This window comes from Streptococcus pseudopneumoniae, from assembly GCF_001072925.1.
GTDB classification, from domain to species: Bacteria; Bacillota; Bacilli; order Lactobacillales; family Streptococcaceae; genus Streptococcus; species Streptococcus pseudopneumoniae_Q.
Genome location: NZ_JVHE01000058.1, coordinates 1 through 26,782 on the forward strand (window position 1 = coordinate 1; position 26,782 = coordinate 26,782).

Sequence of the window (26,782 nt, forward strand, 5' to 3'; positions counted from 1 at the left end):
TGAAAACATTGATGAACTCAATAAAGTACTTCAAACAACAGCTACTTCATGGACTGAACGTGTAGAAGCATAGGATAGAAATAGAAGGAACTACTTTTGTTAAGAAAATATTTATGGTTTCTTGACAAAGGTATCTGTAAATCATACAATAAAACCATAGAACGTGAATGCGCTTTCTATGGTTTGTTTACTTAATTGAAATAGAAAAAGGAGAGAAGGATGAAAGCATACACAGAACGTGTATTTGGGAAAGTTGATGGCAAGGATGTCCTCGCTTACCGTTTTGAAACGGAGGTAGGCTACCAACTGGAAATTATGACCTATGGAGCAACAATTTTACGCTATGTAACTCCAGATAAGGCTGGAAATTTTGCCAATGTTATCCTAGGTTTTGACGATTTCGAAAGCTATGTGGGAAATAGCCCTAAACATGGAGCAAGTGTAGGTCCAGTAGCAGGTCGTATCGCAGGTGCGACATTTGAACTCAATGGGAAGACCTATGGACTCGAAGTCAACAACGCTAGCAACTGTAACCACAGTGGCTCAACTGGTTGGGATTCTAGCTTGTTTGAGCTAGTTGAGGTGAGTGACCATGGCTTGACTCTTTACACAGAAAGAGCAGACGGGACTGGAGGTTTCCCTGGAAATCTTAAGATCTGGATTAGCTACAACTTGGAAGAAAGTGGTGCCTACGAAGTTAGTTACAAGGTAACGACAGACCAGGATACCTTGGTCAATCCAACTAACCATAGCTACTTTAACTTGTCAGGTGATTTCACGCAGACGATTGACCGTCATGTTTTCCAATTGAACACTGAAGGCATCTATCCAATTGCTCCTGATGGTGTCCCAGCTAAAACCCCAGATGCTAATCGAGATGTGGTCAAGCATATCTACAATGGAGCTTTGCTTAAGGATATTTTTGCAGACGAAGATGAACAAATCAAACTCGTATCTGGTTTGGATCATCCATTTGCTCTTCCTGCAGGACATGACAATGCTGGATTCCTCTATGACCAAGGTTCAGGTCGCTTCTTGCTCTTCAAGACAGAAGCTCCTTGCTTTGTGGTCTACACAGCAAACTTTGTGGATGAGAGTGTTATCATCGCTGGTCAGCCAATGATTCAGCACAATGGAATTGCTCTTGAAGCACAAGCTTTACCAGATGCTATTCATAGCGATCTTAAAGACCAAGTCATCCTCAAAGCAGGTGAAACATTCACCAGCAAAACACGTTATGAGCTTGTCGTGAAATAATGATTATTCTTTGAGTAAACCTAGACTTTAATCGTTAGTTATTTACTAGCTGTTAGAGTTTAGGTTTTTTGATTCTTGAAAAATAAGGAAATAATCTAAAGTTTAGAAGATAATTCTATATATCAAATATTTTTACTGAATAAAGAGGATTGACTTATATTGATAGTTGAATGCGACAATAATATCTAATAGATTTATTTATATGATAGCTCTTTTGATAAAAATAAGGTATAATTAAAATGGAATAAATCTAGGCTTTTGACTAAAAAATACTAGATTTTTATAAAGATTTTTGGAAAAAAACTCTCTTGCTTGCGAGTTGGAACACTTGGAGTTTTTGATAATACTAGTAAGGACCAAACAGGAGGAAGTCAGATTTTTTCTTTACAAACTCCTGAAGCGATGGTAGTGGCGATTAAAGCTTATCTCAATTCGTTAGATAAATGAGAGATTTTTAGTAGATAATCTAATCATCCGCTAGTTCACTTCTTTTATGGAGTCCATGCTTTGATGCTTGTGATTAGAGTTTAGTTTGGAGTTAAAGAATGCTTTACACTTTTAATCTTATGGTTGGTTTAGAACCAAATGGTGTAGATGTTGCTCAAGCATATCGTGGGAAGGTTTTTCGCGACTTGGGCCTCCCTGCCTGTTTTGTTTTTACACAAGTCCCTCCTCGATTTAAATGGGACTATTACCTATCTTTGGGTCATCTTGAGGAAGAAATCCTGTTAGCACATATGTTGTTGACAGATCAGCGTGATATGAGCTTGGGGATCCGTATAGATGATATGAAACAGCTCTTACATTTGACTGCTGAATATAAGGAAAATAATTGTGAATTGATTTTTCAGGAACAAGATGGTATCATTACCATTCTGCATAAAAATAGTCTAAAACCGGATTATGTGGATTATGTAGATTATTATGCATTTGGTCGTTTACTTCGTAGAGAACATTATGGTAAGAAAAAGCTGTTCACAGAATTTTTCACAGCAGTGGATGCTGGATTTGGTCTAGTAGCTAGAGTTGTTCGCCGACTGTTTCATAATAGAGATGGTTCAGTAGCCTTTGAAGAGATTAAGAAAGAACCAGGTGAGGATACTGAAGCAGTTTATCGGTGCGGAGCAGAATGGTTCTATAGTGAGTCTGAATTTTTAGAGCGAGTCTTATCAGAGTTGCAGTTTAGTAAAGAGGATCATGTATTTCTTGATCGTATAGGGGGTCTTCCCTTTACATCCCCTCTTTTACGTTTAAAAGGTGAAGCGAAAGTATCCTGTGTTGTGCACTCTATCCATTATTGGGGAGATCAGATTAATTCTGAATATTATTACCTCTTTCAATATGCCGAAGAATTTGATGGTATTTTAGTATCAACGCAAGCACAGAAGGATGAATTGGAAAAACATTTAGCATTACTAGGAAAAACTGGTCAAGTTCGCGTTCTTCCAGTAGCTGCCCTATACCAGTTGCAACTAGCTGATGAACGAAAACCATATTCTGTGATGCTCGCCGCTCGATTTGTACGTCTAAAACGATTAGACCTAGCAATTAAAGCAATCGTTGCTTTTCATGAAATTTGTCCAGACGTCAACTTAGACATATATGGTCAAGGGATGCTATGGCAGGATATTGAAGCAGAGATTGCCAATCTAGGAGCACAAAATTATATCCATCTTAAGGGGCATCAGACAATTTCAAACCGTTTCAAAGAGTATGAACTTTACCTGGCTACCTCGGAATGGGAAACTTTTGGTATAACTTTGTTAGAAGCAATTGGTTCTGGACAAGCTCTTGTTGGTTTAGATGTACCTTATGGAAATCAGACCTTTATTCAAGAGGGTAAAAATGGTTATTTAGTTCCTTTTGATGCTTGTTCGGATGAGGAAATTGTGGTTGATTTAACAAAAGCTTTAGAGAAAGCCTTTAAACAGATCAAACAGCTGAGGGAGGGCTCTTACCGCTTGGCTGAAGAATATTTATCAGACTGCATAACAAAACAATGGTATGAATTTTTGACTAGAGAATGGGAATAAAAAAGAAATGATGTATTATTATCTGACGAGGGAATGGTCTTCAGATGACGATCGCCTAAAAAAAGATTTAGAACTCATGGGGATGGATCTGAAACTATTAACGATTAACAATATTTTTACTAGTTTTTTTTCTAATCATGAAAATTCGAGTCCCTTACACATGACTCAACTTCCCTTACCTCGATTTTGGGAGGTTCTTTCTTCAGGAGATATCATAGCGGAAGGAAATAAAAAAGGGAAGATTTACTGCTATCCTCAGTGGCCACAAATGGTGGAGTTGGTCGAATGGTATGATAACAAAGGTGTTTGTTGTGCAAGAGATCATTATGATTTATCGGGAACTTGTTTTCATAGAGAGATTTGGAGTGGTGGAAAAAAAGAGATAGACATTTATGGTCAGGAAAATCAAGAGCAACTCTATCTTTTTTCATCTCATAATCGTGCACTTTTTCAAGAAGCAAATGGTCGGGAACAAGGCTTTTCTTCAATTGATGAAGCAAGAAAACTGATTTTAGATAAACAATTGTCTACAGGTGATTGTTTAGTGTTATCGGATATAAGCTTGCTTAGGGATATGCCTAACCTCTCATCTAATCAGATAATGTTTTATATAAGAGAAGAGTTATCTGTCGAAGATATTTCGTATCTAAAAGATCGTTGTGGGAAACTACTGACTCGAGATTTGAAATTAAAGACAGACAATATGAATCTTCCCCTAATTTATCTACCAACGTTTCTTGGGGCCTTTAGGGAGTTTCGTCCGCATATTTTAATTTTGACAGATACGCAAGAACTAGAGCAAATTGAAGTCCTTGTATCTGCCCTACCGAATTTTGAATTTCATATTGCTGCGCTAACAGTAATGGGAGGGCGTTTATTAGATTTGGATTGTCATGCAAATGTTCATCTCTACCCAGGCCTGTCTAGAGAGATATATGAGAAACTTTTACAAACGTGTAGCATTTATCTGGATATTTCTCATGCGCAGGAAATACTTGATGGTAGCCGTACAGCTCTTGAAAATGGCATGGTCCTTTATGCTTTTAAGGACACGTGTCACCAACCAGAGTTTTATGCTACTGACCATGTGTTTCCAAGGGATGGTGTAGCAGAGATGATTGACGAATTATCTCAACTTGTAAATCCAGAAAAATATCAATCTGCTTATGATAAACAAAAGATGAATCCGTACTTAGTGACCAGGGAAGAGTTGAAGTTACTTTTTTAAATAACGGATAAATAAGGGAAGTATCGTGAAAGCTTTAGAATAGATCTTCCTAGATAAAGATATCAAAAACTATATAGCGTTTAGCTTAGTATTTCACTTGGTGACAATTTGTATTTCAATCATTAACTTAGTATGGGGAGATATGATTACATGTTTGTACTGAGTCGAATCATTTGAGATTCGTGTTAGTGAGGCTTATCCTTGAACTCGTCGGTTTACTGCTTCGAACTACTTGCTTCAGTGTAGATAAAGTTGAGGATATGATTGCCTCAATCCAGCAATATTTGAAGAAACTAGACTAAAAATTGAATAAAGAGAGAAACAAAAATGGAAAAAATAAGTGTTATCGTCCCTGTTTATATGTCAGAAGCCTATCTTGAAAAATGTTTAGATAGCATTCTTCAACAAACTTATCAAAATCTTGAAGTTATTTTAATCAATGATGGCTCAACTGATGGTTCGGCAGCTATTTGTCAGCGATATAAAAATCAAGATGCGCGTGTTAAAGTTTACCATAAGCCAAATGGAGGAGTTGCTTCCAGTCGCAATCGTGCTTTGGAAGCTGTGACAGGTGATTACATTGTCTTTGTGGATAATGATGATTGGCTAGAGTTAGACCATATCCAAAGCCTTTATGATTTATTGAAAAAAACGGATGCAGATATTGCAATTGGTAATTTTACTCAGTTTATTGAAGATCAGGGAAGTTTTTTAATTCATGTAGGTGCAGACAACTATTTTGAACAAGTGTACAGTCCTTTTGACTGGTTCCATCATCAATATGATAGCAAGTATAATCTTAGCCAGTGTTTTACAGTTCCATGGGCAAAACTCTATAAAGCAGAGCTTTTCAAGGATATTGTCTATCCAACGGATCAGAAGGTAGAGGACGATTATACGACCTATAAGGTTTACCTTCAAGCAGATAAGATTGCCTATATGAATAAAGCCATTTATATTCATAGAAAACGCTCTACAAGTGTGACGAGAACAGTTAATCTTGCAGATGTTTATCCTTTAAAGAGTATTGAAGAGCGTCTGACTATTTTGAATCTGATTGGGGCACCTCAGCAGTTGTTGGATAAGGAAATTCAGGCTTATAAATGGCGATTATCCATTCATGAAGAAGAATCATTGAAACGTGGAGATATGGAAGCTTATCAACAGATTTTGGTGAAAAAAGCTATTGAGAGTAAGCAGCGGTAAGAGTTATAAGTCTTATAGAATAGTTGATTAAAGAAAAATACTTGACATAACTTGTCGTGAAATAATAAAAATTCTCTGAAGTCTTATGACTTCAGAGAATTTTTTCTTATTCTTCATCTGGTGTGAGAATCATCGGAATGATGATTGGTTCACGCTCAGTATTTTCGTAAAGGAATGGTCGAATGGCGTTTACGATAGCGCCATTGACAGACTGGACGCTAGCATCTTTGTTTTTCAAAGCGATACGAATAGCATTGAAAAGGATGCGTTGGCTTTGGCGAATCAAGTCGCCGGACTCTCTCATGTAGACAAATCCACGGCTGAGAATATCTGGTCCAGATAGGATCATCTGAGACTTGAAGTCAACGGTTGCGACAGCCAGTACAACGCCATCTTCAGATAGATCGCGACGATCTTTAAGTACAGCTGCACCGATTTCACCGATACGATTTCCATCGACGTAGATATCTTGAGCATTAAAATGACCAGCGATACGAGCAGAATTTGCAGTAAGGGCAAGCACATCACCATTGCTCATAATAAAGATATTGTCCTTCTCAACTCCAGTATCTACGGCAAGTCCAGCGTGGACTTTTTGCATACGATATTCACCGTGAACAGGCATGAAGTATTTTGGTTTGATGAGGCGGAGCATGAGTTTTTGCTCTTGTTGACCACCGTGTCCAGAAGTATGGATATTGTTAATCTTACCATGGATAACTTCAACACCAGCTTCAGAAATGATGTTAATCAATTTGTTGACGCTAGTGGTATTTCCTGGAATTGGGCTAGATGAGAAGATAACGGTATCACCAGGTTGGAGTTGCACCTGACGGTGGGTTCCGTTAGCGATACGAGAGAGAGCGGCCATAGGCTCGCCCTGACTACCTGTACAGAGGATAAGAATCTCACCCGCAGGATAGTCTTTGATTTCATTTGGCTCGATGAAGGTTCCCTTAGGAGCCTTGATGTAACCAAGTTCAATCCCGTTAACAATGGCCTTTTCCATAGAGCGCCCAAAGACAGCAATCTTACGCCCGGTCTTAACAGCAGCTTCCGTTGCTTGCTGGAGACGGAAGATATTTGAGGCAAAGGATGCAAAGATGATACGTCCTTCGATACCTTGGATAATCTTCATGATCGACTGGCCGACAACCTTTTCAGAGTTTGTAAAGGTTGGTACTTCAGCATTGGTCGAGTCAGAGAGTAGGCAAAGCACTCCGTCTTCACCTAGGGCTGCCATACGGTGTAAGTCTGCAGGTTCACCAACTGGTGTAAAGTCAAACTTGAAGTCTCCCGTACAAACGATTTTCCCTTGAGGTGTATGGATGACGATTCCCAATGGCTCTGGAATCGAGTGGGTTGTTCTAAAGAAAGTTGCTTTAAGGTTTTTAAAGGTCAACTCCGTGTTGTGGTTGATTTCGTGAAGTGTAGCATTGCGCAAAAGTCCATGCTCTTCGAGTTTTCCACGGATTAAGGCAAGGGCCAGTGGACCAGCATAGATAGGGATGTTTGCTTGCTTGAGCAAGAAAGGAATCCCTCCGATATGGTCCTCGTGTCCGTGTGTAATCAAGAGAGCCTTGACGCGGTCGATATTTTCTACAATGTAGGAGTAATCAGGGATAACGTAGTCGATACCAAGTAGGTCATCCTCAGGGAATTTAATCCCTGCATCCACGATGATGATTTCGTCTTGGTATTCGATACCATATGTGTTTTTTCCGATTTCTCCTAGACCACCAATGGCAAAAACGCCGACTTCTTCTGGTTTAAGAGTGTAGGCCATATTAGAACTCCGTAATTTCGAATGCGCCAGTTTCTTTTTCGTAGTCTAGCAATTTGTCAGACAAGAGCTCGATATACTCGATATTATATTCTGGACGATTTTCTTCGACAAGTTGGCGAGCAGCGATACGTCCTTCAAGTTCTGAACTAGCATCGATGTCTAAGTATAGTGAGCGTGTTGTTTCACGACGTGGGCTACGGTCTTTTGTTTCTTGATAAAAAACTTTGTAAATCATATGTTTCCTTTCTGCTTTCAGGTCAGCTATATTCAAAAATGCTCAGTTTGAAGCTGGTTTGATTCCAGTTCATTTTTTGTCTTTATTGACCTTGATTCGTTACAATTACCTCAATTATAACATAAAAAGGGGAATTAGTAAAAGCAGGAAACATGAAAGTAAGGAGCTTGAAATGGGTTTCATTTTACCTTGTATAAGTATTTGAAGCCATCAGATGCAAGTGCTATAATAAAGTTAGAAAAGAGGTTTTTCTTGATTAAGGAGGACTAGCTATGCTTGATTTTGTGTTTCACCTATTTGGATGGAAATTCTACATATTGCTACAACTGCTTGGACTCCTTTCGAGGCTATTTGCTCCTTTTCGTTAGATGATGATTTTGAAATATTTGCCTTTAGAATTGGAGAAAGGAGGCTCTCTATGTTTCAACTAGCTATCGCGATTCGTCTCTTGATATTTGCTGTTTTTGTTGCTTGTGTTTACGGTGGCAATCTACTATTTGTTCGGTTGGAACATAGAAAAACAGCTATACACTGGAAAATTCTCTTTGTAACACTGTATTCCATTTTCCTCCTTCTTGTAACCTATGTGGTTTGGCTTGTATTTTACTTTGGTTTGAATGCTTAGCTTCAGTTGTTTATTTATATCTGCTGATTGAACGAATGCCTATCTTTTAAATAGGTTATAAAAGGATAGTGAAATCAGCACACAAAAAATCCACCCCAACTATTAAGATAGGGTGGATTTTTCAAATTCGGTGTCCATTTTTCCCTCAAACAGAGATTATATTTTCAGGCCCTATCCTTATTTTTACAGTACTGATTGTTCTGTTCAAAAATAGAGTTGAAGCATAAAAATAAAACAATACAAACAGATAAATCAATTGGCAACGGTATAGTTGTAATGTTTAAATCGTTGAGAATACTGATCAAACTGTAAGATATGAAGAAAATAAAATTCATCCTTCTAAAAATGTGTCTTTTATCTAGCATGACTTATCCAAACTTTTTACGGAGATCTTTTCCAATGGTGTAACCTGCCATAAATAAAGCTATACCAACACCTACACCAAAACCACCCTTGATTTCTTGCAATTCTTTATTAGAAATTTCACGATATTTGTCTAAATCTTTAATCATACTAACCTCCTAAAAAATAACCAGCTGCCAAGCCAGAGCCTACAAGTGCTGTTCCGCCAGCAATAGCTTTCCAAGATACTGCTACTCCAAAGACAACCAAGGGAGCGAGACCACCATCAATATCTGATAATTCATTTTCAGATAGCGATACAAATTGATTGTCAATATTTTCGAAATTTGTCATTGAACTTTCCTCCTTTTTTCTTGTTCACTTTTATATTCGGAAATGAAGGTAAAAAGTTGCAATGTTTTTGAAAATTTCTTTTCACCATGATTTTTGTTTCAAAACAAAGAAAATTCCCATGTGTCTTCTTTTGTAGTATAATAGTAAACAGACAAAAAGATAGGAATATGTTATGAAAGTATTAGCATTTGATACGTCCAGCAAGGCTCTTTCTCTTGCTATTTTAGAGGACAAGCAGCTTCTTGCCGAGACGACAATCAATATCAAAAAGAATCACAGTATTACCCTTATGCCAGCCATCGATTTTTTGATGGCTAGTCTAGATTTGACGCCAAAGGATTTGGATCGAATCGTTGTAGCAGAGGGGCCAGGTAGCTACACAGGTTTGCGAATCGCGGTAGCAACTGCCAAGACCTTGGCTCATACTCTGAACATCGAGTTAGTGGGGATGTCTAGCCTTTTAGCTCTGGTACCGAGTCAGCAGGAGGGTTTGGTTGTCCCTTTAATGGATGCGCGTCGCAACAATGTTTATGCAGGATTTTATGAAAATGCTCAACCTGTCTTTCCAGAGGCGCATCTGTCCTTTGCAGAAGTTTTGGAACAAGTCAAAGATGCTGAACGGGTAACCTTTGTCGGTGAAGTAGGAGCATTTGTGGAGCAGATTCAAGAACAACTACCACAGGCTAATTATCAAGAAACCTTGCCAAATGCAGCTAACCTAGCCCTCTGGGCCTGGGACAAGGAAGCAGACTCCTTGCATGACTTTGTGCCAAATTACCTCAAGCGTGTAGAAGCTGAGGAAAACTGGCTTAAGAATCACACCGAGTCTGGAGAATCTTACATCAAACGCCTATGATAGAAATCAAACGAATCCAACAGCAACCTGACTTGGCTCAATCCATCTATGCTGTCATGGTAGATGTATACCCAGTCAGTCCTTGGACTCTGGAACAAATCCAAGCAGACCTGTCCCAAGACCAGACCTGGTATGCTCTAGCTTATGATGGGGAAGAAGTGATTGGCTTTCTAGCTGTGCAGGAGAATCTATTTGAAGCAGAAGTCCTGCAAATTGCTGTCAAAAAAGCCTATCAAGGTCAGGGAATCGCGTCAGCCTTATTTGCTCAATTACCGACAGACAAGGAGATTTTTCTCGAAGTCAGAAAGTCGAATCAACGAGCACAAGCATTTTACAAGAAAGAAAAAATGGCGGTCATCGCTGAGAGAAAGGCCTACTACCATGATCCAGTTGAGGACGCCATTATCATGAAGAGAGAAATAGATGAAGGATAGATATATTTTAGCATTTGAGACATCTTGTGATGAGACTAGTGTCGCCGTATTGAAAAACGATAACGAGCTCTTGTCCAATGTCATTGCTAGTCAAATTGAGAGTCACAAACGTTTTGGTGGCGTAGTTCCTGAAGTGGCTAGTCGTCACCATGTCGAGGTCATTACAGCCTGTATCGAGGAGGCATTGGCAGAAGCAGGGATTGCCGAAGAGGACGTGACAGCTGTTGCCGTTACCTATGGACCAGGCTTGGTCGGAGCCTTGCTAGTTGGCTTGTCAGCTGCTAAGGCCTTTGCTTGGGCTCATGGCCTTCCTTTGATTCCTGTGAACCACATGGCTGGTCACCTCATGGCGGCTCAAAGTGTTGAGCCCTTGGAGTTTCCCTTGCTAGCTCTGTTGGTTAGTGGTGGGCACACAGAGTTGGTCTATGTTTCTGAGGCTGGTGATTATAAGATTGTTGGGGAAACACGTGATGATGCGGTTGGTGAAGCCTATGATAAGGTCGGACGTGTCATGGGCTTGACCTATCCAGCAGGTCGTGAGATCGATGAACTTGCTCATCAGGGGCAGGATGTGTATGATTTCCCTCGTGCCATGATTAAGGAGGATAATCTGGAGTTCTCATTCTCAGGTTTGAAATCTGCCTTTATCAATCTTCACCACAATGCCGAGCAAAAGGGAGAAAGCTTGTCCAAGGAAGACCTGTCGGCTTCCTTCCAAGCAGCAGTCATGGATATTCTCATGGCTAAAACCAAGAAAGCTCTGGAGAAATACCCTGTTAAAACCCTTGTCGTGGCTGGTGGTGTAGCAGCTAACAAAGGATTAAGAGAACGCTTGGCAGCTGAAATCACTGACGTCAAGGTTATCATTCCACCTCTGCGTCTTTGCGGAGACAATGCGGGAATGATTGCCTATGCTAGCGTTAGCGAGTGGAACAAAGAAAACTTCGCAGGCTTGGAGCTAAACGCCAAACCAAGTCTTGCTTTTGATACTATGGAATAAAAAGTCAGCTTGAAGCTGGCTTTTTTGCTAAAATATTTTATAATATGTTAAAAAAGTAAAAAGTTTTTACGAATAGAATAGTAAAGAGTATCTTAAAAAGGGAGTTTGGTCATGATTGAAAAACAGGAATTAGGAGAATTTTACAAGGAATTGCGCCTGGCTAGAAAGCTTAAGCAGTCAGATGTGGCTTGTGCTGGACTAACAGCCTCTCAGCTATCCAAGTTTGAACTAGGGCAGTCCATGCTGTCTGCGGATAAGTTGATCCTAGCTATCCAAGGGATAAATGTGACCTTTGATGAGTTTGGGCACAAGCTCAACAACTACCAAGAATCTCCACATATGCGATTTGGTAGAAGGATTGTGGATCGCTTTGCCCATCAAGATATAGCTGGCTTAGAGCAATTGTTGAAAGAAATTGAGCAAGAACAGATGGCGCAGACCTATCGTCGTTTGAACTCTATTGTGATTAAAGATGCTATCCATTCACTGGATAAAAGCTACCCACTAGCAGAGGAGGATAGTGAGTTTTTAACCACCTATCTCTATGCTATCGAGTCTTGGACCTGGTTTGAACTCTATATCTTTTGCAATACCATGCCTTTCTTGAGCAATCAAGATTTGATCTTTTTATCCACCTCTTTACTCGAAAAATCCAAGGAATTTAAAGAATTGGCACACAATAGACTGTATATGAAAAGTTGCTTTCTAAATATCATCTCAGAGCTCATGGAGCGTAAGCTTTTCTCCTACATCCCAATATTTGAAGCCGAGTTGGAGAGCATACTTCGCCCGTACGATGTTTTTGAGAAATTACTGTGGCAGTTTTTAAAGAAAATGAGTGTTTTCCTTCAGACCAAGGGAAGCAATCAAAAAGAGATTGAACACTTTATCCAATCTCTGAAAATATTAGAAAATCCACAATTAACAGCTCTTTTTGAACTACGCTTACAGCAATACAAAGCACTTATCGATTAGTTAGAAATCGCAAATGTGAAATTCCTATCAGAAAAAATGTCAAATATGCGATTTTTTAAAATATGGAATTTTTCGTGTTATACTGTCTTCATTCCATAGTATAGGAGAAAATAGAATGAAAAAGATCATCTCACGCTACTACTTTTTTATAGCCATTCTACTTGTCATTGTTTACCAGTACTTCAGTGGTCTGGTTTTAAACAACGATTTTGCTGCTGGTCTATCTAAATTTGGCTATTATTTTTCGGATATGATGTTGAACTTTCTTGTGATTCTGCTTGTTTTTATTTTTATGGTAGGAGCAGGAAAATGGCAACAAATCAACAGTAGAAAATTTAAAGGGCCCTATCTTTTCTATTCTTTTTTAGCTTTTCTTGCTTTATTTATTTGGAATTTCATCAAATTTTTCCTATTCCCACCTACCCAAAATGGACTTGCTTACCAACTCGCTGCTCCAACATTTACAGGCGCTACAGCATTTTTGATGTATTTTTTCTATCCTGTGATTGCAGGTCCCATTTTTGAAGAGATGATTTATCGTGGATTGGTGATGACCGCTTTGGAAAAAGGGGAAAAATGGGGACTGGATGTGCTTGGTTCTGCTGCTTTATTTGGAATTCTGCATATTAGTGATTATGGTTGGGTCTTGACAGACTTTTTCGTATATATGGGTGGCGGTATCATATTTGCGGTCTTGTTTAGAGTGACAAAGTCTATTTATTGGCCTATTGGACTGCATATAGTCTATAACGGTATCGGGCATATACTTCCTTTGTTATTTTAGAGGATTTTGAGAATCATAAATCAAGTGAAGAGTCCTCATCGTGGTGCTTTTGATTGGGCTGTAGAGCCAACAGGTGAGTGGTTAAGACGTCGTCGATAAAATAGTATAGGAAGTAATTAAATGAAGAAAATGAAAGAAATGAAATTTCATCTAGCAACTGGCTTGTTGCTTTTGACCTATTACCTCATTTTTAATGTCATACCAGACTTAGATATTACTGTAGCTTTGTCTGATGAGATCTACTATGTGTTCCAGGTTTTATTGGTACTTATTCTGGGAACTGTAGCTACAATTATTTTTGTCAAAAGTGAACATTGGAAAGAGTATGGTCGTTTCCAGTTTCGTTGGTCTTACCTGGGTGTTTTCATTCTTTCTTTTTTCTTATTATTTTTGTGGGCAAATCTAGCAACTCGTATCTTTCCTCGTACGCAAAACGGAAGTACAGTAGTGGAAGTAGCCACCAGTTTGACAGGAATTAGCTATTTTATTACGCGTGTACTTTACGGTAGCCTTATCGCACCTATAGCAGAAGAAATAGTGTGTCGTGGTTTTTTGATGACAAGCTTGTCTAAATTTAAAAACTACTATATTGATGTTCTTGTTTCTGCTGGCATATTTGGCGCTATGCATGTTTTACAGCATGGTTGGATAACGACAGATTTCATACTATACTTTGTAATGGGCTTGATATTTTGCATGATGTTTCGCTGTACAAGCTCTATTTATTGGACCATAGCTTTACATGCTTCATGGAATACCTTCTTGCTTATTGTTAGCTTATTGGTGTTTGGATTTTAGAAGGGTGATATATGAAAAAGATAATCTCACGTTACTACTTGTTTGTAGCTATTCTACTTATCATTGCGGACCAGTTCTTCATCCGTCTGGTTTTACACAGCGACTTGGCTGCTGGTCTATCTGATTTTGGCTATTACTTTTCGGATATGATGTTGAATTTTCTTGTGGTTTTGCTTGCTCTTGTTGCCATGATTTGGTCAGGAAAATGGCAACAAATCAATAGCAGAAAATTTAAAGTGTCCTATCTTTTCTATTTCTTTTTAGCTCTTCTAGCTTTTTTTGTTTGGAATTTCGTTACATTTTTTATTTTCCCGTCCACCCAAAATGAAATTTCTTATCAACTGGATCTTCCTACTTTTACAGGTCCTACTGCATTTTTGATGTATTTTTTCTATCCAGTGATTGCAGGTCCCATTTTTGAAGAGATGATCTATCGTGGATTGGTGATGACCGCTTTGGAAAAAGGGAAGAAATGGGGACTGGATGTTCTTGGTTCGGCTGCTTTATTTGGAATCTTGCATATCAGTAGTCATGGTTGGGTCTTGACAGACTTTTTCGTATATATGGGTGGTGGTCTAATAATGGCAGTCTTTTTTAGAGTGACAAAGTCTATTTATTGGTCTATTGGACTGCATATAGTTGATAATGCCATTGGTCAAATTCTGCCTTTGTTATTTTAGTGGATTTTGAGAATTGTAAATCAAGGGAAAAGTCCTCATCGTGGTGCTTCTGATTGGATAAAAGGGATTTGGGTAAGTTTAGCTGGAAGACGGTGTAACTAAAACTTAAAAGGATCAACGATGAAAAAGAAAGATAAGAAATTCTACTTGTCAACTGTTTTGATAATAGTCACCTATTACTTGATTTTTAATTTTGTAGCAAGGTTAGAATTTGTTAACCAATTATCAGATTTTGGATTTTATGGCTTACAAATTTTATTGATAGCTCTTGAGGGGATTGCTGCTACAGTGGTTCTTGTAAAGAGTCAAGGTTGGGAAGAATGCGGTCGCTTCCAGTTCCGTTGGGCTTATCTGGGTGTCTTCTTTCTTTTCTTTATACTGATGTTTGTGTGGGTAAATATAACGACTCTGATTTTTCCTAGCACGCAAAATGGGAGCGAAATCATGAAAGAAGCTACTAATTTGACAGTAATTAGTTACTTTATAATGCGCATTCTCTATGGCAGTCTCATTGCTCCTATCGTTGAAGAGTTGGTTTTTCGTGGGCTTCTGATGACGGCATTGTCCAAATTTAAAAAGTATTATGTTGATGTCGTCGTTTCCTCCACACTCTTTAGTCTTATCCATGTTTTACAGTATGGCTGGGTGTTAACAGACTTCATTGTTTATGCAGGAGCAGGTCTCTTGTTTTGTATGCTATTTCGTTATACTCGTTCAGTTTATTGGCCAATGGCCCTTCATATCTTGTGGAATACATTTTTAATCGTTGTTAGTTTATTGGTATTTGGGTATTAAATCTAAAATAGTTTATAAGTTGCATCATGAGACTGGCGTCCCAGTCTTTTTCTGTTCTTGTCAATCAGCAGACTTTTTTCTATTTTACGAATATGTTATAATAATGTTTGCTGTGACTGTTTGGAAAACAGTTGCTGAAGGAATGATTAGTGAGGAAGTCAATGAAAGAAAAAGGATTTTGGGAGGGTGTGCAGGCTGCGGTGCCGACGGCTCTGGGCTATGTTAGCATCGGCCTTGCCTGTGGCATTATCGGTTCGCCCTATGTGACACCAGTAGAAATGGGTCTGATGAGTCTCTTTGTTTATGCTGGGAGCGCTCAGTTTGCCATGATAGCTTTGATTGCAGTTCAAGCTCCTGTGGCAGCCATTACCATGACGGTCTTTTTGATTAATCTGCGTCTCTTCTTGCTCAGTTTGCATGCATCGACCTATTTTCGTCATACCAGTCTTTGGCACAATATCGGCATGTCCAGCCTCTTGACCGATGAGACCTATGGCGTTTTGATGGGCGAGTTGGTGCATACGGATAAGGTTAACCCCATGTGGATGCACGGGAACAACCTTAACAGCTATGTAGCTTGGTTTTTCGGAACTGTTGTCGGAACTGCTCTAGGTGGACTTCTACCAAATCCAGAAATTTTTGGCTTAGATTTTGCCCTAGTGGGGATGTTTATTGGGATTTTTACTTCCCAGTTTCAGATTATGCAAAAACGGATTCCTTTGCGCAATCTCTTCATAATTTTAGCAGTTGTAGCTGTATCTTTCTTTTTGCTCTTGACGGTGGTGTCTCAGTCATTAGCTGTTCTGTTTGCGACCTTGCTAGGTTGTACCATGGGGGTGGTCTTGGATGGTCAGTAAGTATATTTTATTAGCAATTGTCTTTTCTGGCTTGGTGACTTGGATTCCAAGAATGATTCCTTTTATCCTAGCCAAGTACAAGGGTTTGCCGCCTATCGTAGAGCGCTTTTTGAAATTTCTACCAGTTTCTATTATCTTTGCCTTGATTCTTTCAAGTGTGGTGACAGGAAAAGTTGGAAGCCTTCCTCAGATAAAGTGGTTAGATTTTTTAGCAATCTTTCCAACGGCCTTTGTAGCCTTTCGTTACCGCAATCTGGTAGGGACTGTTCTCTTTGGAGTGGTTTTGATAGCAGTCCTACGTTTGGTCTTTTAAATCAGCCATAAAGAAAACCTATCACAAATATAGAAATCATATAATAGCGTAATTCCTTTTTTTCTGTTAAGATAAGATTGTATTCTATTTTGGAGGAAATATCATGAAAAAAATCGTTAAGTATTCATCACTTGCTGCCCTAGGACTTGTTGCCGCGGGTGTATTGGCAGCTTGCTCAGGTGGTGAAAAGAAAGATGCTGCATCTGGTGAAGCAACATCTGGTAAAAAAGAAATCGTTGTAGCAACTAACGCGTCACCAAAACCATTTAACTATGAAGAAAACGGTGAGTTGACTGGTTTTGAGATTGAGGTTGTTCGTGCGATCTTTAAAGACTCTGACAAATATGATGTCAAGTTTGAAAAGACAGAATGGTCAGGAATCTTTGCAGGCCTTGACGCAGATCGTTACCAAATGGCGGTTAACAACATCAGCTATACAAAAGAACGTGCAGAAAAATATCTTTACGCAGCACCAACTGCTAAGAACCCTAACGTTCTCGTAGTTAAGAAAGATGACAACAGCATCAAATCGCTTGATGATATCGGTGGAAAATCTACTGAAGTCGTTCAAGGAACAACATCAGCTAAACAATTGGAAGAATACAACAAACAACACGCAGATAACCCAACTGTCCTTAACTATACAAAAGCTGACTTCCAACAAATCATGGGACGTTTGAGCGATGGACAATTTGACTACAAGATTTTTGATAAAATCGGTGTAGAAACAGTTATCAAAAACCAAGGCTTGGATAACTTGAAAGTCATCGAACTTCCAAGTGACCAACAACCTTATGTTTACCCACTTCTTGCAAAAGGTCAAGATGAATTGAAATCATTTGTTGACAAACGCATCCAAGAACTATACAAAGACGGAACTCTTGAAAAATTATCTCAACAGTTCTTTGGTGGTTCTTACCTCCCAGCAGAAGCTGATATTAAATAAGCTTTTAAATCATCCATTCTCTTGTAGGTGGATGATTTTGCAACTTTTAGACATATAGTTTCAAACTATATGTCTGCCTATCTAATAACAATTTGCGAAATCAAATAAAGTGTGAGATACTATTACAGTATTATTTTTAAAGGAGAACGAATCATGAAAATTAAAAAATGGTTAGGCGTAGCAGCTATCGCTACAGTAGCAGGCCTTGCACTTGCAGCTTGCGGAAATTCAGACAAGAAAGCAGACAACACAACTACAGTTAAAATCGCAACTGTTAACCGTAGTGGTTCAGAAGAAGCACGCTGGGACAAAGTCCAAGAATTGGTTGAAAAAGACGGAATTAAATTGGAATTCACAGAGTTTACAGACTACTCACAACCAAATAAAGCAACTGCTGATGGTGAAGTAGACTTGAACGCTTTCCAACACTACAACTTCTTGAACAACTGGAACAAAGAAAACGGTAAAGACCTTGTAGCGATTGCAGATACTTATATCTCACCAATCCGCCTTTACTCAGGTAAAAACGGGGAAGAAAACAAGTACACTAAAGTGGAAGAAATCCCAAACAACGGTGAAATTGCTATTCCAAACGATGCTACTAATGAAAGCCGTGCCCTTTACCTTCTTCAATCAGCTGGTTTGATTAAATTGGATGTTTCAGGAACTGAACTTGCTACAATCGCAAACATCAAAGAAAATCCAAAGAACTTGAAAATCACTGAGTTGGACGCTAGCCAAACAGCTCGTTCATTGACTTCAGTTGATGCAGCAGTTGTAAACAACACTTTTGTTACAGAAGCAAAATTGGACTACAAGAAAGCACTCTTTAAAGAGCAAGCTGACGAAAACTCAAAACAATGGTACAACATCATCGTTGCGAAAAAAGATTGGGAATCATCACCTAAAGCTGATGCAATCAAGAAAATTATCGCAGCTTACCATACTGATGAAGTGAAAAAAGTCATCGAAGAAACTTCAGACGGCTTGGATCAACCAGTTTGGTAATAAACATAGGGAGGTGGGAGAGATTTTTTCCACCTCTTGCTTTTATATAGAGACTAAAGAAAAGGAACATCCACTTGTATTGATTCCAAAGGTACAAGTCCTAGTAGAAAGGTAGAGATAAAATGGTTTTCCCTAGCCAAGAAGAACAAATTGAAAAGTTTGAAAAAGATCATGTAGCGCAACATTACTTTGAAGTTTTGCGGACCTTGATTTCTAAAAAATCAGTCTTTGCCCAACAAGTTGGCCTTAAAGAAGTGGCTCGTTATCTAGGCGAGATCTTCAAGCGTGTAGGTGCAGAGGTCGAGATTGATGAGAGTTATACGGCACCCTTTGTCATGGCGCATTTTAAAAGTTCACGCCCAAATGCCAAGACTATCATTTTCTACAACCACTATGACACAGTACCTGCGGATGGCGACCAAGTCTGGACAGAGGATCCATTTACGCTTTCTGTCCGTGATGGCATCATGTATGGACGTGGGGTTGATGATGACAAGGGACATATCACTGCCCGCTTGAGTGCTCTTAGAAAATACATGCAGCATCATGATGATCTACCGGTCAATATCAGTTTCATCATGGAAGGAGCTGAAGAGTCTGCCTCTATGGACTTGGACAAATATCTAGAAAAACATGCGAACAAGCTTCGTGGTGCAGATTTATTGGTCTGGGAACAAGGAACCAAAAATGCCTTGGAACAGCTAGAAATCTCTGGTGGAAACAAGGGAATTGTGACTTTTGATGCCAAGGTCAAGAGTGCCGATGTGGATATCCACTCTAGCTATGGCGGTATTGTAGAGTCAGCGCCTTGGTATCTGATTCAAGCCTTGACCAGTTTGCGAGCTGCAGATGGACGTATTTTAGTTGAGGGCTTGTACGATGAGGTTCAAGAGCCTAATGAACGAGAGTTAGCCTTAGTTGAAACCTATGCCCAACGCAATCCAGAGGAAATTAGCCAGATTTATGGCTTGGAATTGCCACTTTTACAAGAGGAACGTACAGCCTTTCTCAAACGTTTCTTCTTTGAGCCAGCCCTCAATATCGAGGGTATCCAGTCAGGTTATCAAGGGCAAGGTGTTAAAACGATTCTACCAGCAGAGGCTAGTGCCAAGCTAGAAGTTCGTTTGGTTCCCGGCTTGGACCCACATGATGTTTTGGATAAAATCCGGAAACAACTAGACAAAAACGGCTTTGATAAGGTAGAATTATACTATACCTTGGGTGAGATGAGTTATCGAAGTGATATGAGTGCATCATCTATTCTCAATGTTATTGAGTTAGCCAAGAAATTCTATCCACAGGGCGTATCTGTCTTGCCGACTACAGCTGGGACAGGACCTATGCATACGGTCTTTGATGCCTTAGAAGTACCTATGGTTGCCTTTGGTCTAGGAAATGCTAATAGCCGAGACCATGGTGGAGACGAGAATGTACGAATCGCCGATTATTACACCCATATTGAATTAGTAGAGGAGCTGATTAGAAGCTATGAGTAGAGATATTATCAAGTTAGATCAGATCGATGTGACTTTTCACCAAAAGAAAAGAACCATCACAGCGGTCAAGGATGTGACTATTCACATCCAAGAAGGGGATATCTACGGAATCGTTGGATATTCTGGAGCAGGGAAATCAACCCTAGTTCGTGTGATTAACCTCTTGCAAAAACCATCTGCAGGTAAGATTACTATTGATAATGATGTGATTTTTGATGGCAAGGTTACCTTAACTGCTGAGCAATTACGACATAAACGTCAAGATATCGGGATGATTTTTCAACACTTTAACCTGATGAGCCAGAAAACAGCAGAGGAAAATGTAGCCTTTGCTCTCAAACACTCTGGACTCAGCAAGGAAGAAAAGAAGGCTAAAGTAGCTAAGTTGTTGGACTTAGTTGGTCTTGCAGATCGTGCCGAAAACTATCCTTCACAATTATCTGGTGGTCAAAAACAACGTGTGGCTATTGCGCGTGCCTTGGCCAATGACCCAAAAATCTTGATTTCAGACGAGTCAACTTCAGCTCTTGATCCAAAGACAACGAAACAAATCTTGTCACTCTTGCAAGAATTGAACCGTAAACTAGGTTTGACCATTGTCTTGATTACACACGAGATGCAGATTGTCAAAGACATTGCTAACCGTGTGGCAGTGATGCAGGATGGTCGCTTGATTGAAGAAGGTAGCGTTCTTGAAATCTTCTCTGATCCTAAGCAACCCTTGACTCAGGACTTTATCTCGACTGCGACAGGTATTGATGAAGCAATGGTTAAGATTGAGAAACAAGAAATCGTAGAGCACTTATCTGAAAACAGCATTTTGGTACAACTCAAGTATGCAGGCGCTTCTACAGATGAGCCGCTTTTGAATGAATTGTACAAACATTACCAAGTAACAGCCAATATTCTCTATGGAAACATTGAAATTTTGGATGGTACTCCTGTGGGTGAACTTGTGGTTGTCTTGTCAGGGGAAAAAGAAGCCTTGGCAAGCGCTCAAGACGCCATCCGTCAGGCTGGTGTGCAACTAAAAGTATTGAAGGGAGGACAGTAAGATGGCAGAATTGATTAAAGCATACTTACCAAACGTCTATAAGATGGGTTGGTCTGGTCAAGCTGGCTGGGGAACAGCAATCTACTTGACCCTTTATATGACGGTTCTTTCCTTCATCATCGGAGGTTTCCTAGGGCTGGTTGCAGGGCTTTTCCTTGTCTTGACAGCTCCAGGTGGTGTCTTGGAAAATAAAGTTGTTTTCTGGATTTTGGACAAGATTACCTCTATCTTCCGTGCGGTGCCATTTATCATTCTCTTGGCTGTCTTGTCACCCTTCTCTCATCTAATCGTAGGGACAAGTATCGGACCAAATGCGGCTATTGTACCCCTATCTTTTGCAGTCTTTGCCTTTTTTGCCCGTCAAGTACAGGTGGTATTGGCAGAGCTAGATGGTGGTGTCATCGAGGCAGCTCAAGCCAGTGGAGCTACTTTCTGGGACATTGTAGGTGTTTACCTTTCAGAAGGTCTACCAGACTTGATCCGTGTGACAACTGTAACCTTGATTTCCCTTGTCGGTGAAACAGCTATGGCGGGAGCGGTCGGAGCAGGTGGTATCGGTAACGTAGCTATCGCCTATGGATTTAACCGTTTCAATCATGATGTAACGGTCCTTGCGACACTCATCATTATCCTGATTATCTTTACAATTCAGTTCTTGGGAGACTTCTTGACCAAGAAATTAAGCCATAAATAAAAGAGCCGTGTGGCTCTCAGATTGAAGAAAAAGTCAATTTTGGACAATTTTCTTCAATCTTTTTCTTTTACTAGAGAAAATAAAAAAACTCTTAAAAATAGCATGTATCAGCATTTCTAAGAGTTTTCATTATACGGTAGCCCAACCTTTATAGGGGCAATTTTTTAATTACAGATAGAGTTTGTCTGCGTTCTGAGAGATGGCTGGCTTTTTTCTATCACATTTTATCTGCGAATTTCTTACTAAGCGCTTGTCCAATAAGGGAGCCAAGTAAAGCACCAATGAGGACACTTGCTACAAAGAGAAGGATAGTACCAGGATTAGGAGCGACCATGATGCGATCAATATAGTCCTGAGATTTTCCACGAGCAACTAGGGTTGCTATGTAAGCTTGAGGTGTCAACCACATGAGTAGGATGGGACCAGTAGTACCAAAAGCAAAAACTAGGAAGGAAAGAAGGTTCTTGACCTTATCTTTGTAGTGGCCAAGATGAGCAATGCCATCTGCTGCAAGACCGCATATGATTCCTGGAAGAAAGGCACCAGCACCATGCTTGCTTCCGAGGAAAAATAGAGAGATAACGAGCCCAATCGTAGTAATCGCTCCAAAACGAGGCACTTTTTCTAAAAGGATCATATAGACGCTACCGCCCACAAGAGCAGAAAAGGCAGGGGCGTAAAACATATTTCCAGTGTGGTCGACAAGGTTTCCTAGTAGAACCCCTATTCCGATGCAGAGAAAGTAGACAAGGGCAGCTACAAGGGTCGTCAAGATATTCTTTTTCATAAATTCTCCTTCGTATATCTGATGTTTTTCATTGTACCATGCTTGGCTCAGATTGTAAATGCTGGTTTGGAACTAGTATTTATTAGGAAATGTGGTAAAATAGGAAAAAATAAAAGACGAGTGGTAAGAGGATGAAGAATTTAGGAAAAGTTTTTAAAGAGTTACGAGAATCAAGAAAAATTTCCTTGAGAAAAGCAACAGGTGGACGCTTTTCAGCATCCTTATTGTCGCGTTTTGAAAATGGTCAGAGTGAAATATCTGCTCCAAAGTTAATCACAGCTTTGGAGAATATTCATGCGAGTATGGAAGAATTGTTATTTTTGGCGAGAGGTTTTCATCAGGATGCCTATTCTGAATTTAGAAACAGAATAGTTGAGGCTATTGACCCTCAAGATTTGACATCCTTGCGCACTCTCTACCAGAGAGAGTATCAACAACTTCCTTTTTCAAAAGATAGACAGCAACACATTCTCAATGCGATTTTAATAAAATCTTATATGAAAGCCATTGATGAGACGGTTACATTGACCGCTGAGGAAGAAAGAGTCCTACATGATTATCTATTTTCTGTCGAAATTTGGGGACACTATGAATTGTTGTTCTTTTCTTCCTGCTCTCCTCTTTTATCGGTCCAGCTTTTTACAAAGTACACTCGAGAAATGTTGCGGAAGTCAGATTTCTTGCAAGGAGTTGGGAAAAATCGAAATATGATGCACACCTTGCTCCTCAATGGTTTTATGGCCTGTATTGAAGTTGATGATTTTACCAATGCCCTCTATTTCAAAAAACAAATTGAAAAGAACTTCTTTGAAGAAAATGAAACCTATTTTCGAATAGTCTACCTATGGGCAGAAGGTTTGCTTGATAGTAAGCAAGGAAGAGCGGAGGAAGGACAGAGAAAAATGGAGGACGCTGTTCGTATTTTTGAGATGATTGGTTGTAGCAGATCTGCTGACTATTATAGAAGCGCCATGAAGTGTTGAATATCTGCAACTAGATAAAATAACTTGAAACGATAGGACTGTGAAGATACTTATTAGCATTAGACAAATTCTATCGTTTTCGTTATCAGTTTAGTCTGTTGCATATATTCAAAAACGTCTTCTTGTAAGATTCTTGATGCTATACTAGAGCTACCATAAAAGTAGTATGTGAGAAAGAGAGGAATTTATATGAAACTATTACTAAGAAATCAAGCTTACAGAGTTTTGAGTTTATCACGATTTTTCAATGCTTTTGGAGCTTCCATTTTTAATTTAGTGTTTGTGGTCTATGCCTCGACTTTGCCAGAGGCTTCTGTTGCCGTTGCAATGGCGAATGTTGTGATGATGCTTCCAACTCTTTTTACAGTTTTTGTGGGAATTCGGGCAGATTATACCAAGGACAAGGTCAAATGGATGACCTATGTCGGTTTATTTCAGGCGGTTTTATTTTTTCTAGCAGCCCTAGTTGTTCAGCAAGCTAGTTTCTTTGCCTTTTCGACCCTTTGTCTCATCAATGTCATTAGTGATGTAGCTAGTGATTTTGTGGGTGGCTTGCGAATGCCTCTCGTTAAAGAAAAGGTAGCAGAGCAAGATTTGATGGAGGCTTACTCATTTTCCCAGTTTATTACCTATATTTCTGCTATTGGCGGCCAAGCTTTTGGAGTTTGGCTATTAGGGGTGTCAACACAGAACTTTTCGCTCGTAGCGGGAATCAATGCCATATTTTTCCTAGTATCAGCTCTCATTCTCTTTTTAGGAAGGGCTGAATTAAGCTTATCAACTCCACTTGTTGATAGTAAATCACTGAAAAATGAGAAACTTTCTATCAAAGATCAATTTTTAACGATTTATCGAAACTTACGTCTCGTTTTTCTTAAAAGTGGACAGAAAAACTTTGGTTTTATGCTCTTTGCTATCTTGCTTATCAATGCTTTGGGTGGTGCCTTAGGTGGTATCTATAACATCTTCCTTTTAAATCATTCCTTACTGAATTTTTCCTATAAGGATGCATTGTTTATCTTACAATTGATTACCTTATTAGCAGTTATCATCAGTAGTCTTACGGGAAATGATTATTTTGGGAAGCAATCTTTGCCTAAATTGATGATGTGGGTCACATTAGGAGCCAGTCTAGTTGGTCTATCTAATTTGTTAAACCAAGTCTTGCTCGGGATGCTTTTCGTCTTTTTTACCATGTATATCTCTGGTAAAATTTCCCCTAAAATTAGTTCCATGCTGCTGAAAAATCTTGCTCCAGAGGTTCTCTCTCGCACTAGTAATTTTTTAGGTTTGTTGTTTACTCTATCCATACCAGTGGGGACGGCCTGTTTTTCACTGGTGGCGGTATGGGATATACAGTTGACTTGGATACTTTTCGTAGGTCTTTCTCTGATAGCTATTCTTCTGACAAGTCTCAATCTCAAAAATGAAATTTAGGTGTTCGTCTTCTTTTCAGACTGTCCCAATCCCTTCATTTATGGTAAAATAGGACTATTAAGTTATAAAGAGGATTCCCTATGAAATTACAAAAGCCAAAAGGAACGCAGGATATTTTACCTGCTGAGTCTGCCAAATGGCAGTACGTTGAAGGATTTGCGCGTGAAATCTTCAAACGCTACAACTATGCAGAAGTACGCACGCCTATTTTTGAGCACTACGAAGTCATCAGTCGTTCGGTTGGAGACACAACTGATATCGTAACCAAGGAAATGTATGACTTTTACGACAAGGGTGACCGCCATATCACTCTCCGTCCAGAGGGAACAGCACCAGTTGTTCGTTCTTATGTGGAAAATAAACTCTTCGCACCAGAAGTTCAAAAACCAAGCAAGTTCTACTACATGGGGCCAATGTTCCGCTATGAGCGCCCACAAGCAGGTCGCTTGCGCCAGTTCCACCAGATTGGTGTGGAGTGCTTTGGATCAAGTAATCCAGCCACAGATGTGGAAACGATCGCTATGGCAGCCCACTTTTTGAAAGCAATCGGTGTTCAAGGTGTCAAACTCCACCTCAACACTCTTGGAAATCCCGAAAGTCGTGCGGCCTACCGTCAAGCCTTGATTGACTATTTGACACCACTTAAGGAGACCTTGTCTAAGGATAGCCAACGTCGCTTGGAGGAAAATCCTCTCCGTGTTTTGGACTCTAAGGAAAAAGAAGACAAGGTGGCAGTAGAGAATGCGCCGTCTATCTTGGATTACCTTGATGAAGAAAGCCAAGCCCACTTTGCTGCTGTCCGTCAGATGCTGGAAAATCTTGGAGTAGATTACATCATCGATACCAATATGGTTCGTGGTTTGGACTACTACAACCACACGATTTTTGAATTCATCACTGAGATTGAGGGCAATGCCTTGACAGTCTGTGCAGGTGGTCGCTACGATGGCTTGGTTGCCTATTTTGGTGGTCCTGAGACTGCTGGATTTGGTTTTGGACTTGGTGTAGAGCGTCTGCTTCTCATCCTTGAAAAGCAAGGTGTGTCTCTCCCTATCGAAAACGCCCTAGATGTCTATATCGCCGTTCTCGGTGAAGGAGCAAATCTTAAAGCCTTGGAGTTGGTACAAGCTCTTCGCCTACAAGGTTTCAAAGCAGAGCGTGATTACCTCAACCGTAAACTCAAAGCGCAATTCAAGTCAGCCGATGTTTTTGCTGCTAAGACTCTTATCACTCTTGGAGAGAGCGAAGTCGAAAGCGGACAAGTGACAGTCAAGAACAACCAAACTCGAGAAGAAGTTCAAGTTTCACTTGAAACAATCAGCCAAAACTTCTCAGAAATCTTTGCAAAATTAGGATTTTAATAACAGATAAACTGGTCAGGATCTTACTCCTGACCGTTTTCTTTTGCAAAATGACAAAAATCATAAACTTTTTGACAAATATACTTGTCAAAAAGAAAAAGATGTGTTACAATATAATCAAGTTAAGAGAAAAGGAGAAAGGAACAATTATGTGGGCATTAGGATTTGTACCTCTTGTGTTTATGTTTTATCTCTATCATACCCAAAGGGTCAAGAAACTAGAGAATAAAATCAAAAGAATTGAGCAAAAACAGAAAGGAAATAAAGAAATGTCAAGATTATTAAAAGAATTGATTGGGAAAAAACCAACAATCTTTGGACAAGTTTTTGGGACAGACAATTGGGAAGTTGTAGATGTTGATGAGGAGTGGGTCAAGCTACGCCGTGTAAATAAAAAAGAAAAATTCAAACTACAACGCATTGAGGATATCCAAACCGTTGAATTTGACGGAAAGTAG

29 protein-coding genes are annotated in these 26,782 nt (G+C 39.5%); 24 read left to right on the forward strand and 5 right to left on the reverse strand.

Annotated elements, in window-relative coordinates; translation table 11 throughout:
• The first annotated feature begins 219 nt into the window (after positions 1-219).
• From ADH81_RS02870 to ADH81_RS02885, 4 genes are all read left to right on the forward strand, one after another.
• Complete coding sequence (locus ADH81_RS02870; RefSeq protein ID WP_049526372.1) at positions 220-1,257, forward strand: aldose epimerase family protein; 1,038 nt, start codon at positions 220-222, stop codon at positions 1,255-1,257.
• Between the two features lie 545 nt (positions 1,258-1,802).
• Positions 1,803-3,290 carry a glycosyltransferase gene (locus tag ADH81_RS02875; protein WP_049526373.1) on the forward strand — a complete coding sequence of 496 codons (1,488 nt, stop codon included), beginning with the start codon at positions 1,803-1,805 and terminating at the stop codon, positions 3,288-3,290.
• A 7-nt stretch (positions 3,291-3,297) separates the two neighbouring features.
• Positions 3,298-4,518: a hypothetical protein gene (locus ADH81_RS02880; protein ID WP_049526375.1), complete on the forward strand. Its 1,221-nt coding sequence runs from the start codon at positions 3,298-3,300 to the stop codon at positions 4,516-4,518.
• 327 nt (positions 4,519-4,845) lie between these two features.
• A complete protein-coding gene (locus ADH81_RS02885) occupies positions 4,846-5,724 on the forward strand; it encodes a glycosyltransferase family 2 protein (protein WP_049526376.1) in 879 nt (292 codons plus the stop codon).
• A 106-nt stretch (positions 5,725-5,830) separates the two neighbouring features.
• On the opposite strand, the gene rnjA is transcribed toward ADH81_RS02885, so the two are convergent.
• Both rnjA and ADH81_RS02895 read right to left on the reverse strand, forming a co-directional pair.
• Positions 5,831-7,510 (reverse strand): ribonuclease J1, encoded by a 1,680-nt coding sequence (gene rnjA, locus ADH81_RS02890; RefSeq protein ID WP_045762525.1) that lies wholly within the window; start codon positions 7,508-7,510, stop codon positions 5,831-5,833.
• Between the two features lies 1 nt (position 7,511).
• Positions 7,512-7,745, reverse strand: coding sequence for a DNA-dependent RNA polymerase subunit epsilon (locus ADH81_RS02895; RefSeq protein ID WP_000639568.1), 234 nt, complete (start codon positions 7,743-7,745; stop codon positions 7,512-7,514).
• A gap of 418 nt (positions 7,746-8,163) precedes the next feature.
• Here ADH81_RS02895 and ADH81_RS02900 point away from each other — a divergent pair, with 418 nt between their 5' ends.
• The gene (locus tag ADH81_RS02900) at positions 8,164-8,370 is read left to right on the forward strand and encodes a hypothetical protein (RefSeq protein ID WP_000487063.1); all 207 of its coding nucleotides are present in this window, start codon (positions 8,164-8,166) and stop codon (positions 8,368-8,370) included.
• Between the two features lie 368 nt (positions 8,371-8,738).
• On the opposite strand, the gene cibB is transcribed toward ADH81_RS02900, so the two are convergent.
• Both cibB and cibA read right to left on the reverse strand, forming a co-directional pair.
• Positions 8,739-8,882, reverse strand: coding sequence for a fratricide two-peptide bacteriocin subunit CibB (gene cibB / locus ADH81_RS02905; protein WP_049526380.1), 144 nt, complete (start codon positions 8,880-8,882; stop codon positions 8,739-8,741).
• A 1-nt stretch (position 8,883) separates the two neighbouring features.
• Positions 8,884-9,066: a fratricide two-peptide bacteriocin subunit CibA gene (gene cibA / locus ADH81_RS02910; RefSeq protein ID WP_045762528.1), complete on the reverse strand. Its 183-nt coding sequence runs from the start codon at positions 9,064-9,066 to the stop codon at positions 8,884-8,886.
• A 172-nt stretch (positions 9,067-9,238) separates the two neighbouring features.
• On the opposite strand from cibA, the gene tsaB reads away from it, so the two are divergent.
• From tsaB to ADH81_RS02985, 15 genes are all read left to right on the forward strand, one after another.
• Positions 9,239-9,922 carry a tRNA (adenosine(37)-N6)-threonylcarbamoyltransferase complex dimerization subunit type 1 TsaB gene (gene tsaB / locus ADH81_RS02915; RefSeq protein ID WP_049526382.1) on the forward strand — a complete coding sequence of 228 codons (684 nt, stop codon included), beginning with the start codon at positions 9,239-9,241 and terminating at the stop codon, positions 9,920-9,922.
• Complete coding sequence (gene rimI / locus ADH81_RS02920; RefSeq protein WP_049526384.1) at positions 9,919-10,356, forward strand: ribosomal protein S18-alanine N-acetyltransferase; 438 nt, start codon at positions 9,919-9,921, stop codon at positions 10,354-10,356. The genes tsaB and rimI overlap by 4 nt, the downstream gene beginning before the upstream one ends.
• On the forward strand, positions 10,346-11,356 hold the full coding sequence (gene tsaD / locus ADH81_RS02925; RefSeq protein ID WP_049526385.1) for a tRNA (adenosine(37)-N6)-threonylcarbamoyltransferase complex transferase subunit TsaD: 1,011 nt from the start codon (positions 10,346-10,348) through the stop codon (positions 11,354-11,356). The genes rimI and tsaD overlap by 11 nt, the downstream gene beginning before the upstream one ends.
• Before the next feature lie 111 nt (positions 11,357-11,467).
• On the forward strand, positions 11,468-12,331 hold the full coding sequence (locus ADH81_RS02930; protein ID WP_049526387.1) for an XRE/MutR family transcriptional regulator: 864 nt from the start codon (positions 11,468-11,470) through the stop codon (positions 12,329-12,331).
• A 115-nt stretch (positions 12,332-12,446) separates the two neighbouring features.
• On the forward strand, positions 12,447-13,115 hold the full coding sequence (locus ADH81_RS02935) for a CPBP family intramembrane glutamic endopeptidase (RefSeq protein WP_049526389.1): 669 nt from the start codon (positions 12,447-12,449) through the stop codon (positions 13,113-13,115).
• Positions 13,116-13,235: 120 nt separating this feature from the next.
• A complete protein-coding gene (locus ADH81_RS02940) occupies positions 13,236-13,913 on the forward strand; it encodes a CPBP family intramembrane glutamic endopeptidase (RefSeq protein ID WP_049526391.1) in 678 nt (225 codons plus the stop codon).
• 11 nt (positions 13,914-13,924) lie between these two features.
• A complete protein-coding gene (locus ADH81_RS02945; RefSeq protein WP_049526392.1) occupies positions 13,925-14,593 on the forward strand; it encodes a CPBP family intramembrane glutamic endopeptidase in 669 nt (222 codons plus the stop codon).
• Positions 14,594-14,713: 120 nt separating this feature from the next.
• The gene (locus ADH81_RS02950; protein WP_049526394.1) at positions 14,714-15,388 is read left to right on the forward strand and encodes a CPBP family intramembrane glutamic endopeptidase; all 675 of its coding nucleotides are present in this window, start codon (positions 14,714-14,716) and stop codon (positions 15,386-15,388) included.
• A 161-nt stretch (positions 15,389-15,549) separates the two neighbouring features.
• Positions 15,550-16,245: an AzlC family ABC transporter permease gene (locus tag ADH81_RS02955; protein WP_049526396.1), complete on the forward strand. Its 696-nt coding sequence runs from the start codon at positions 15,550-15,552 to the stop codon at positions 16,243-16,245.
• Entirely contained in the window at positions 16,235-16,558 is a 324-nt protein-coding gene (locus tag ADH81_RS02960) for an AzlD domain-containing protein (RefSeq protein WP_049526398.1), read from the forward strand. The genes ADH81_RS02955 and ADH81_RS02960 overlap by 11 nt, the downstream gene beginning before the upstream one ends.
• A 103-nt stretch (positions 16,559-16,661) precedes the next feature.
• Positions 16,662-17,504 (forward strand): amino acid ABC transporter substrate-binding protein, encoded by an 843-nt coding sequence (locus ADH81_RS02965; RefSeq protein ID WP_045762539.1) that lies wholly within the window; start codon positions 16,662-16,664, stop codon positions 17,502-17,504.
• A gap of 153 nt (positions 17,505-17,657) precedes the next feature.
• Complete coding sequence (locus ADH81_RS02970) at positions 17,658-18,512, forward strand: MetQ/NlpA family ABC transporter substrate-binding protein (RefSeq protein WP_000694516.1); 855 nt, start codon at positions 17,658-17,660, stop codon at positions 18,510-18,512.
• A 122-nt stretch (positions 18,513-18,634) separates the two neighbouring features.
• Positions 18,635-20,008, forward strand: coding sequence for a M20 family metallopeptidase (locus ADH81_RS02975; protein ID WP_049526400.1), 1,374 nt, complete (start codon positions 18,635-18,637; stop codon positions 20,006-20,008).
• Entirely contained in the window at positions 20,001-21,062 is a 1,062-nt protein-coding gene (locus ADH81_RS02980; RefSeq protein ID WP_045762541.1) for a methionine ABC transporter ATP-binding protein, read from the forward strand. The genes ADH81_RS02975 and ADH81_RS02980 overlap by 8 nt, the downstream gene beginning before the upstream one ends.
• 1 nt (position 21,063) lies before the next feature.
• On the forward strand, positions 21,064-21,756 hold the full coding sequence (locus ADH81_RS02985) for a methionine ABC transporter permease (protein ID WP_004250431.1): 693 nt from the start codon (positions 21,064-21,066) through the stop codon (positions 21,754-21,756).
• A 217-nt stretch (positions 21,757-21,973) separates the two neighbouring features.
• On the opposite strand, the gene ADH81_RS02990 is transcribed toward ADH81_RS02985, so the two are convergent.
• On the reverse strand, positions 21,974-22,543 hold the full coding sequence (locus ADH81_RS02990; RefSeq protein ID WP_049526402.1) for an MptD family putative ECF transporter S component: 570 nt from the start codon (positions 22,541-22,543) through the stop codon (positions 21,974-21,976).
• A 131-nt stretch (positions 22,544-22,674) separates the two neighbouring features.
• Here ADH81_RS02990 and ADH81_RS02995 point away from each other — a divergent pair, with 131 nt between their 5' ends.
• The 4 genes from ADH81_RS02995 (at position 22,675) to ADH81_RS03010 (ending at position 26,782) form a co-directional block, all read left to right on the forward strand.
• Positions 22,675-23,526: an Rgg/GadR/MutR family transcriptional regulator gene (locus ADH81_RS02995; protein WP_049526404.1), complete on the forward strand. Its 852-nt coding sequence runs from the start codon at positions 22,675-22,677 to the stop codon at positions 23,524-23,526.
• Positions 23,527-23,715: 189 nt separating this feature from the next.
• Positions 23,716-24,963, forward strand: a complete 1,248-nt coding sequence (locus ADH81_RS03000; protein ID WP_049526405.1) for a transporter — start codon at positions 23,716-23,718, stop codon at positions 24,961-24,963.
• An 80-nt stretch (positions 24,964-25,043) separates the two neighbouring features.
• A complete protein-coding gene (hisS, locus tag ADH81_RS03005) occupies positions 25,044-26,324 on the forward strand; it encodes a histidine--tRNA ligase (protein WP_049526407.1) in 1,281 nt (426 codons plus the stop codon).
• The gene (locus tag ADH81_RS03010; RefSeq protein ID WP_065427769.1) at positions 26,324-26,782 is read left to right on the forward strand and encodes a hypothetical protein; all 459 of its coding nucleotides are present in this window, start codon (positions 26,324-26,326) and stop codon (positions 26,780-26,782) included. The genes hisS and ADH81_RS03010 overlap by 1 nt, the downstream gene beginning before the upstream one ends.

Excerpts from the sequence above, each read along its gene's own strand:
- rnjA (WP_045762525.1), bottom strand. The coding sequence starts at position 7,510 with ATGGCCTACACTCTTAAACCAGAAGAAGTCGGCGTTTTTGCCATTGGT.
- ADH81_RS02880 (WP_049526375.1), top strand. The coding sequence starts at position 3,298 with ATGATGTATTATTATCTGACGAGGGAATGGTCTTCAGATGACGATCGC.
- ADH81_RS02930 (WP_049526387.1), top strand. The coding sequence starts at position 11,468 with ATGATTGAAAAACAGGAATTAGGAGAATTTTACAAGGAATTGCGCCTG.
- ADH81_RS02960 (WP_049526398.1), top strand. The coding sequence starts at position 16,235 with ATGGTCAGTAAGTATATTTTATTAGCAATTGTCTTTTCTGGCTTGGTG.
- ADH81_RS02945 (WP_049526392.1), top strand. The coding sequence starts at position 13,925 with ATGAAAAAGATAATCTCACGTTACTACTTGTTTGTAGCTATTCTACTT.
- ADH81_RS02875 (WP_049526373.1), top strand. The coding sequence starts at position 1,803 with ATGCTTTACACTTTTAATCTTATGGTTGGTTTAGAACCAAATGGTGTA.
- tsaD (WP_049526385.1), top strand. The coding sequence starts at position 10,346 with ATGAAGGATAGATATATTTTAGCATTTGAGACATCTTGTGATGAGACT.
- ADH81_RS02970 (WP_000694516.1), top strand. The coding sequence starts at position 17,658 with ATGAAAATTAAAAAATGGTTAGGCGTAGCAGCTATCGCTACAGTAGCA.
- hisS (WP_049526407.1), top strand. The coding sequence starts at position 25,044 with ATGAAATTACAAAAGCCAAAAGGAACGCAGGATATTTTACCTGCTGAG.
- ADH81_RS03000 (WP_049526405.1), top strand. The coding sequence starts at position 23,716 with ATGAAACTATTACTAAGAAATCAAGCTTACAGAGTTTTGAGTTTATCA.
- ADH81_RS02985 (WP_004250431.1), top strand. The coding sequence starts at position 21,064 with ATGGCAGAATTGATTAAAGCATACTTACCAAACGTCTATAAGATGGGT.
- ADH81_RS02895 (WP_000639568.1), bottom strand. The coding sequence starts at position 7,745 with ATGATTTACAAAGTTTTTTATCAAGAAACAAAAGACCGTAGCCCACGT.
- ADH81_RS02940 (WP_049526391.1), top strand. The coding sequence starts at position 13,236 with ATGAAGAAAATGAAAGAAATGAAATTTCATCTAGCAACTGGCTTGTTG.
- ADH81_RS02950 (WP_049526394.1), top strand. The coding sequence starts at position 14,714 with ATGAAAAAGAAAGATAAGAAATTCTACTTGTCAACTGTTTTGATAATA.
- ADH81_RS02965 (WP_045762539.1), top strand. The coding sequence starts at position 16,662 with ATGAAAAAAATCGTTAAGTATTCATCACTTGCTGCCCTAGGACTTGTT.
- ADH81_RS02955 (WP_049526396.1), top strand. The coding sequence starts at position 15,550 with ATGAAAGAAAAAGGATTTTGGGAGGGTGTGCAGGCTGCGGTGCCGACG.
- ADH81_RS02995 (WP_049526404.1), top strand. The coding sequence starts at position 22,675 with ATGAAGAATTTAGGAAAAGTTTTTAAAGAGTTACGAGAATCAAGAAAA.
- cibA (WP_045762528.1), bottom strand. The coding sequence starts at position 9,066 with ATGACAAATTTCGAAAATATTGACAATCAATTTGTATCGCTATCTGAA.
- ADH81_RS02990 (WP_049526402.1), bottom strand. The coding sequence starts at position 22,543 with ATGAAAAAGAATATCTTGACGACCCTTGTAGCTGCCCTTGTCTACTTT.
- ADH81_RS02885 (WP_049526376.1), top strand. The coding sequence starts at position 4,846 with ATGGAAAAAATAAGTGTTATCGTCCCTGTTTATATGTCAGAAGCCTAT.
- cibB (WP_049526380.1), bottom strand. The coding sequence starts at position 8,882 with ATGATTAAAGATTTAGACAAATATCGTGAAATTTCTAATAAAGAATTG.
- ADH81_RS02870 (WP_049526372.1), top strand. The coding sequence starts at position 220 with ATGAAAGCATACACAGAACGTGTATTTGGGAAAGTTGATGGCAAGGAT.
- ADH81_RS02935 (WP_049526389.1), top strand. The coding sequence starts at position 12,447 with ATGAAAAAGATCATCTCACGCTACTACTTTTTTATAGCCATTCTACTT.
- ADH81_RS02980 (WP_045762541.1), top strand. The coding sequence starts at position 20,001 with ATGAGTAGAGATATTATCAAGTTAGATCAGATCGATGTGACTTTTCAC.
- rimI (WP_049526384.1), top strand. The coding sequence starts at position 9,919 with ATGATAGAAATCAAACGAATCCAACAGCAACCTGACTTGGCTCAATCC.
- ADH81_RS02975 (WP_049526400.1), top strand. The coding sequence starts at position 18,635 with ATGGTTTTCCCTAGCCAAGAAGAACAAATTGAAAAGTTTGAAAAAGAT.
- tsaB (WP_049526382.1), top strand. The coding sequence starts at position 9,239 with ATGAAAGTATTAGCATTTGATACGTCCAGCAAGGCTCTTTCTCTTGCT.
- ADH81_RS02900 (WP_000487063.1), top strand. The coding sequence starts at position 8,164 with ATGTTTCAACTAGCTATCGCGATTCGTCTCTTGATATTTGCTGTTTTT.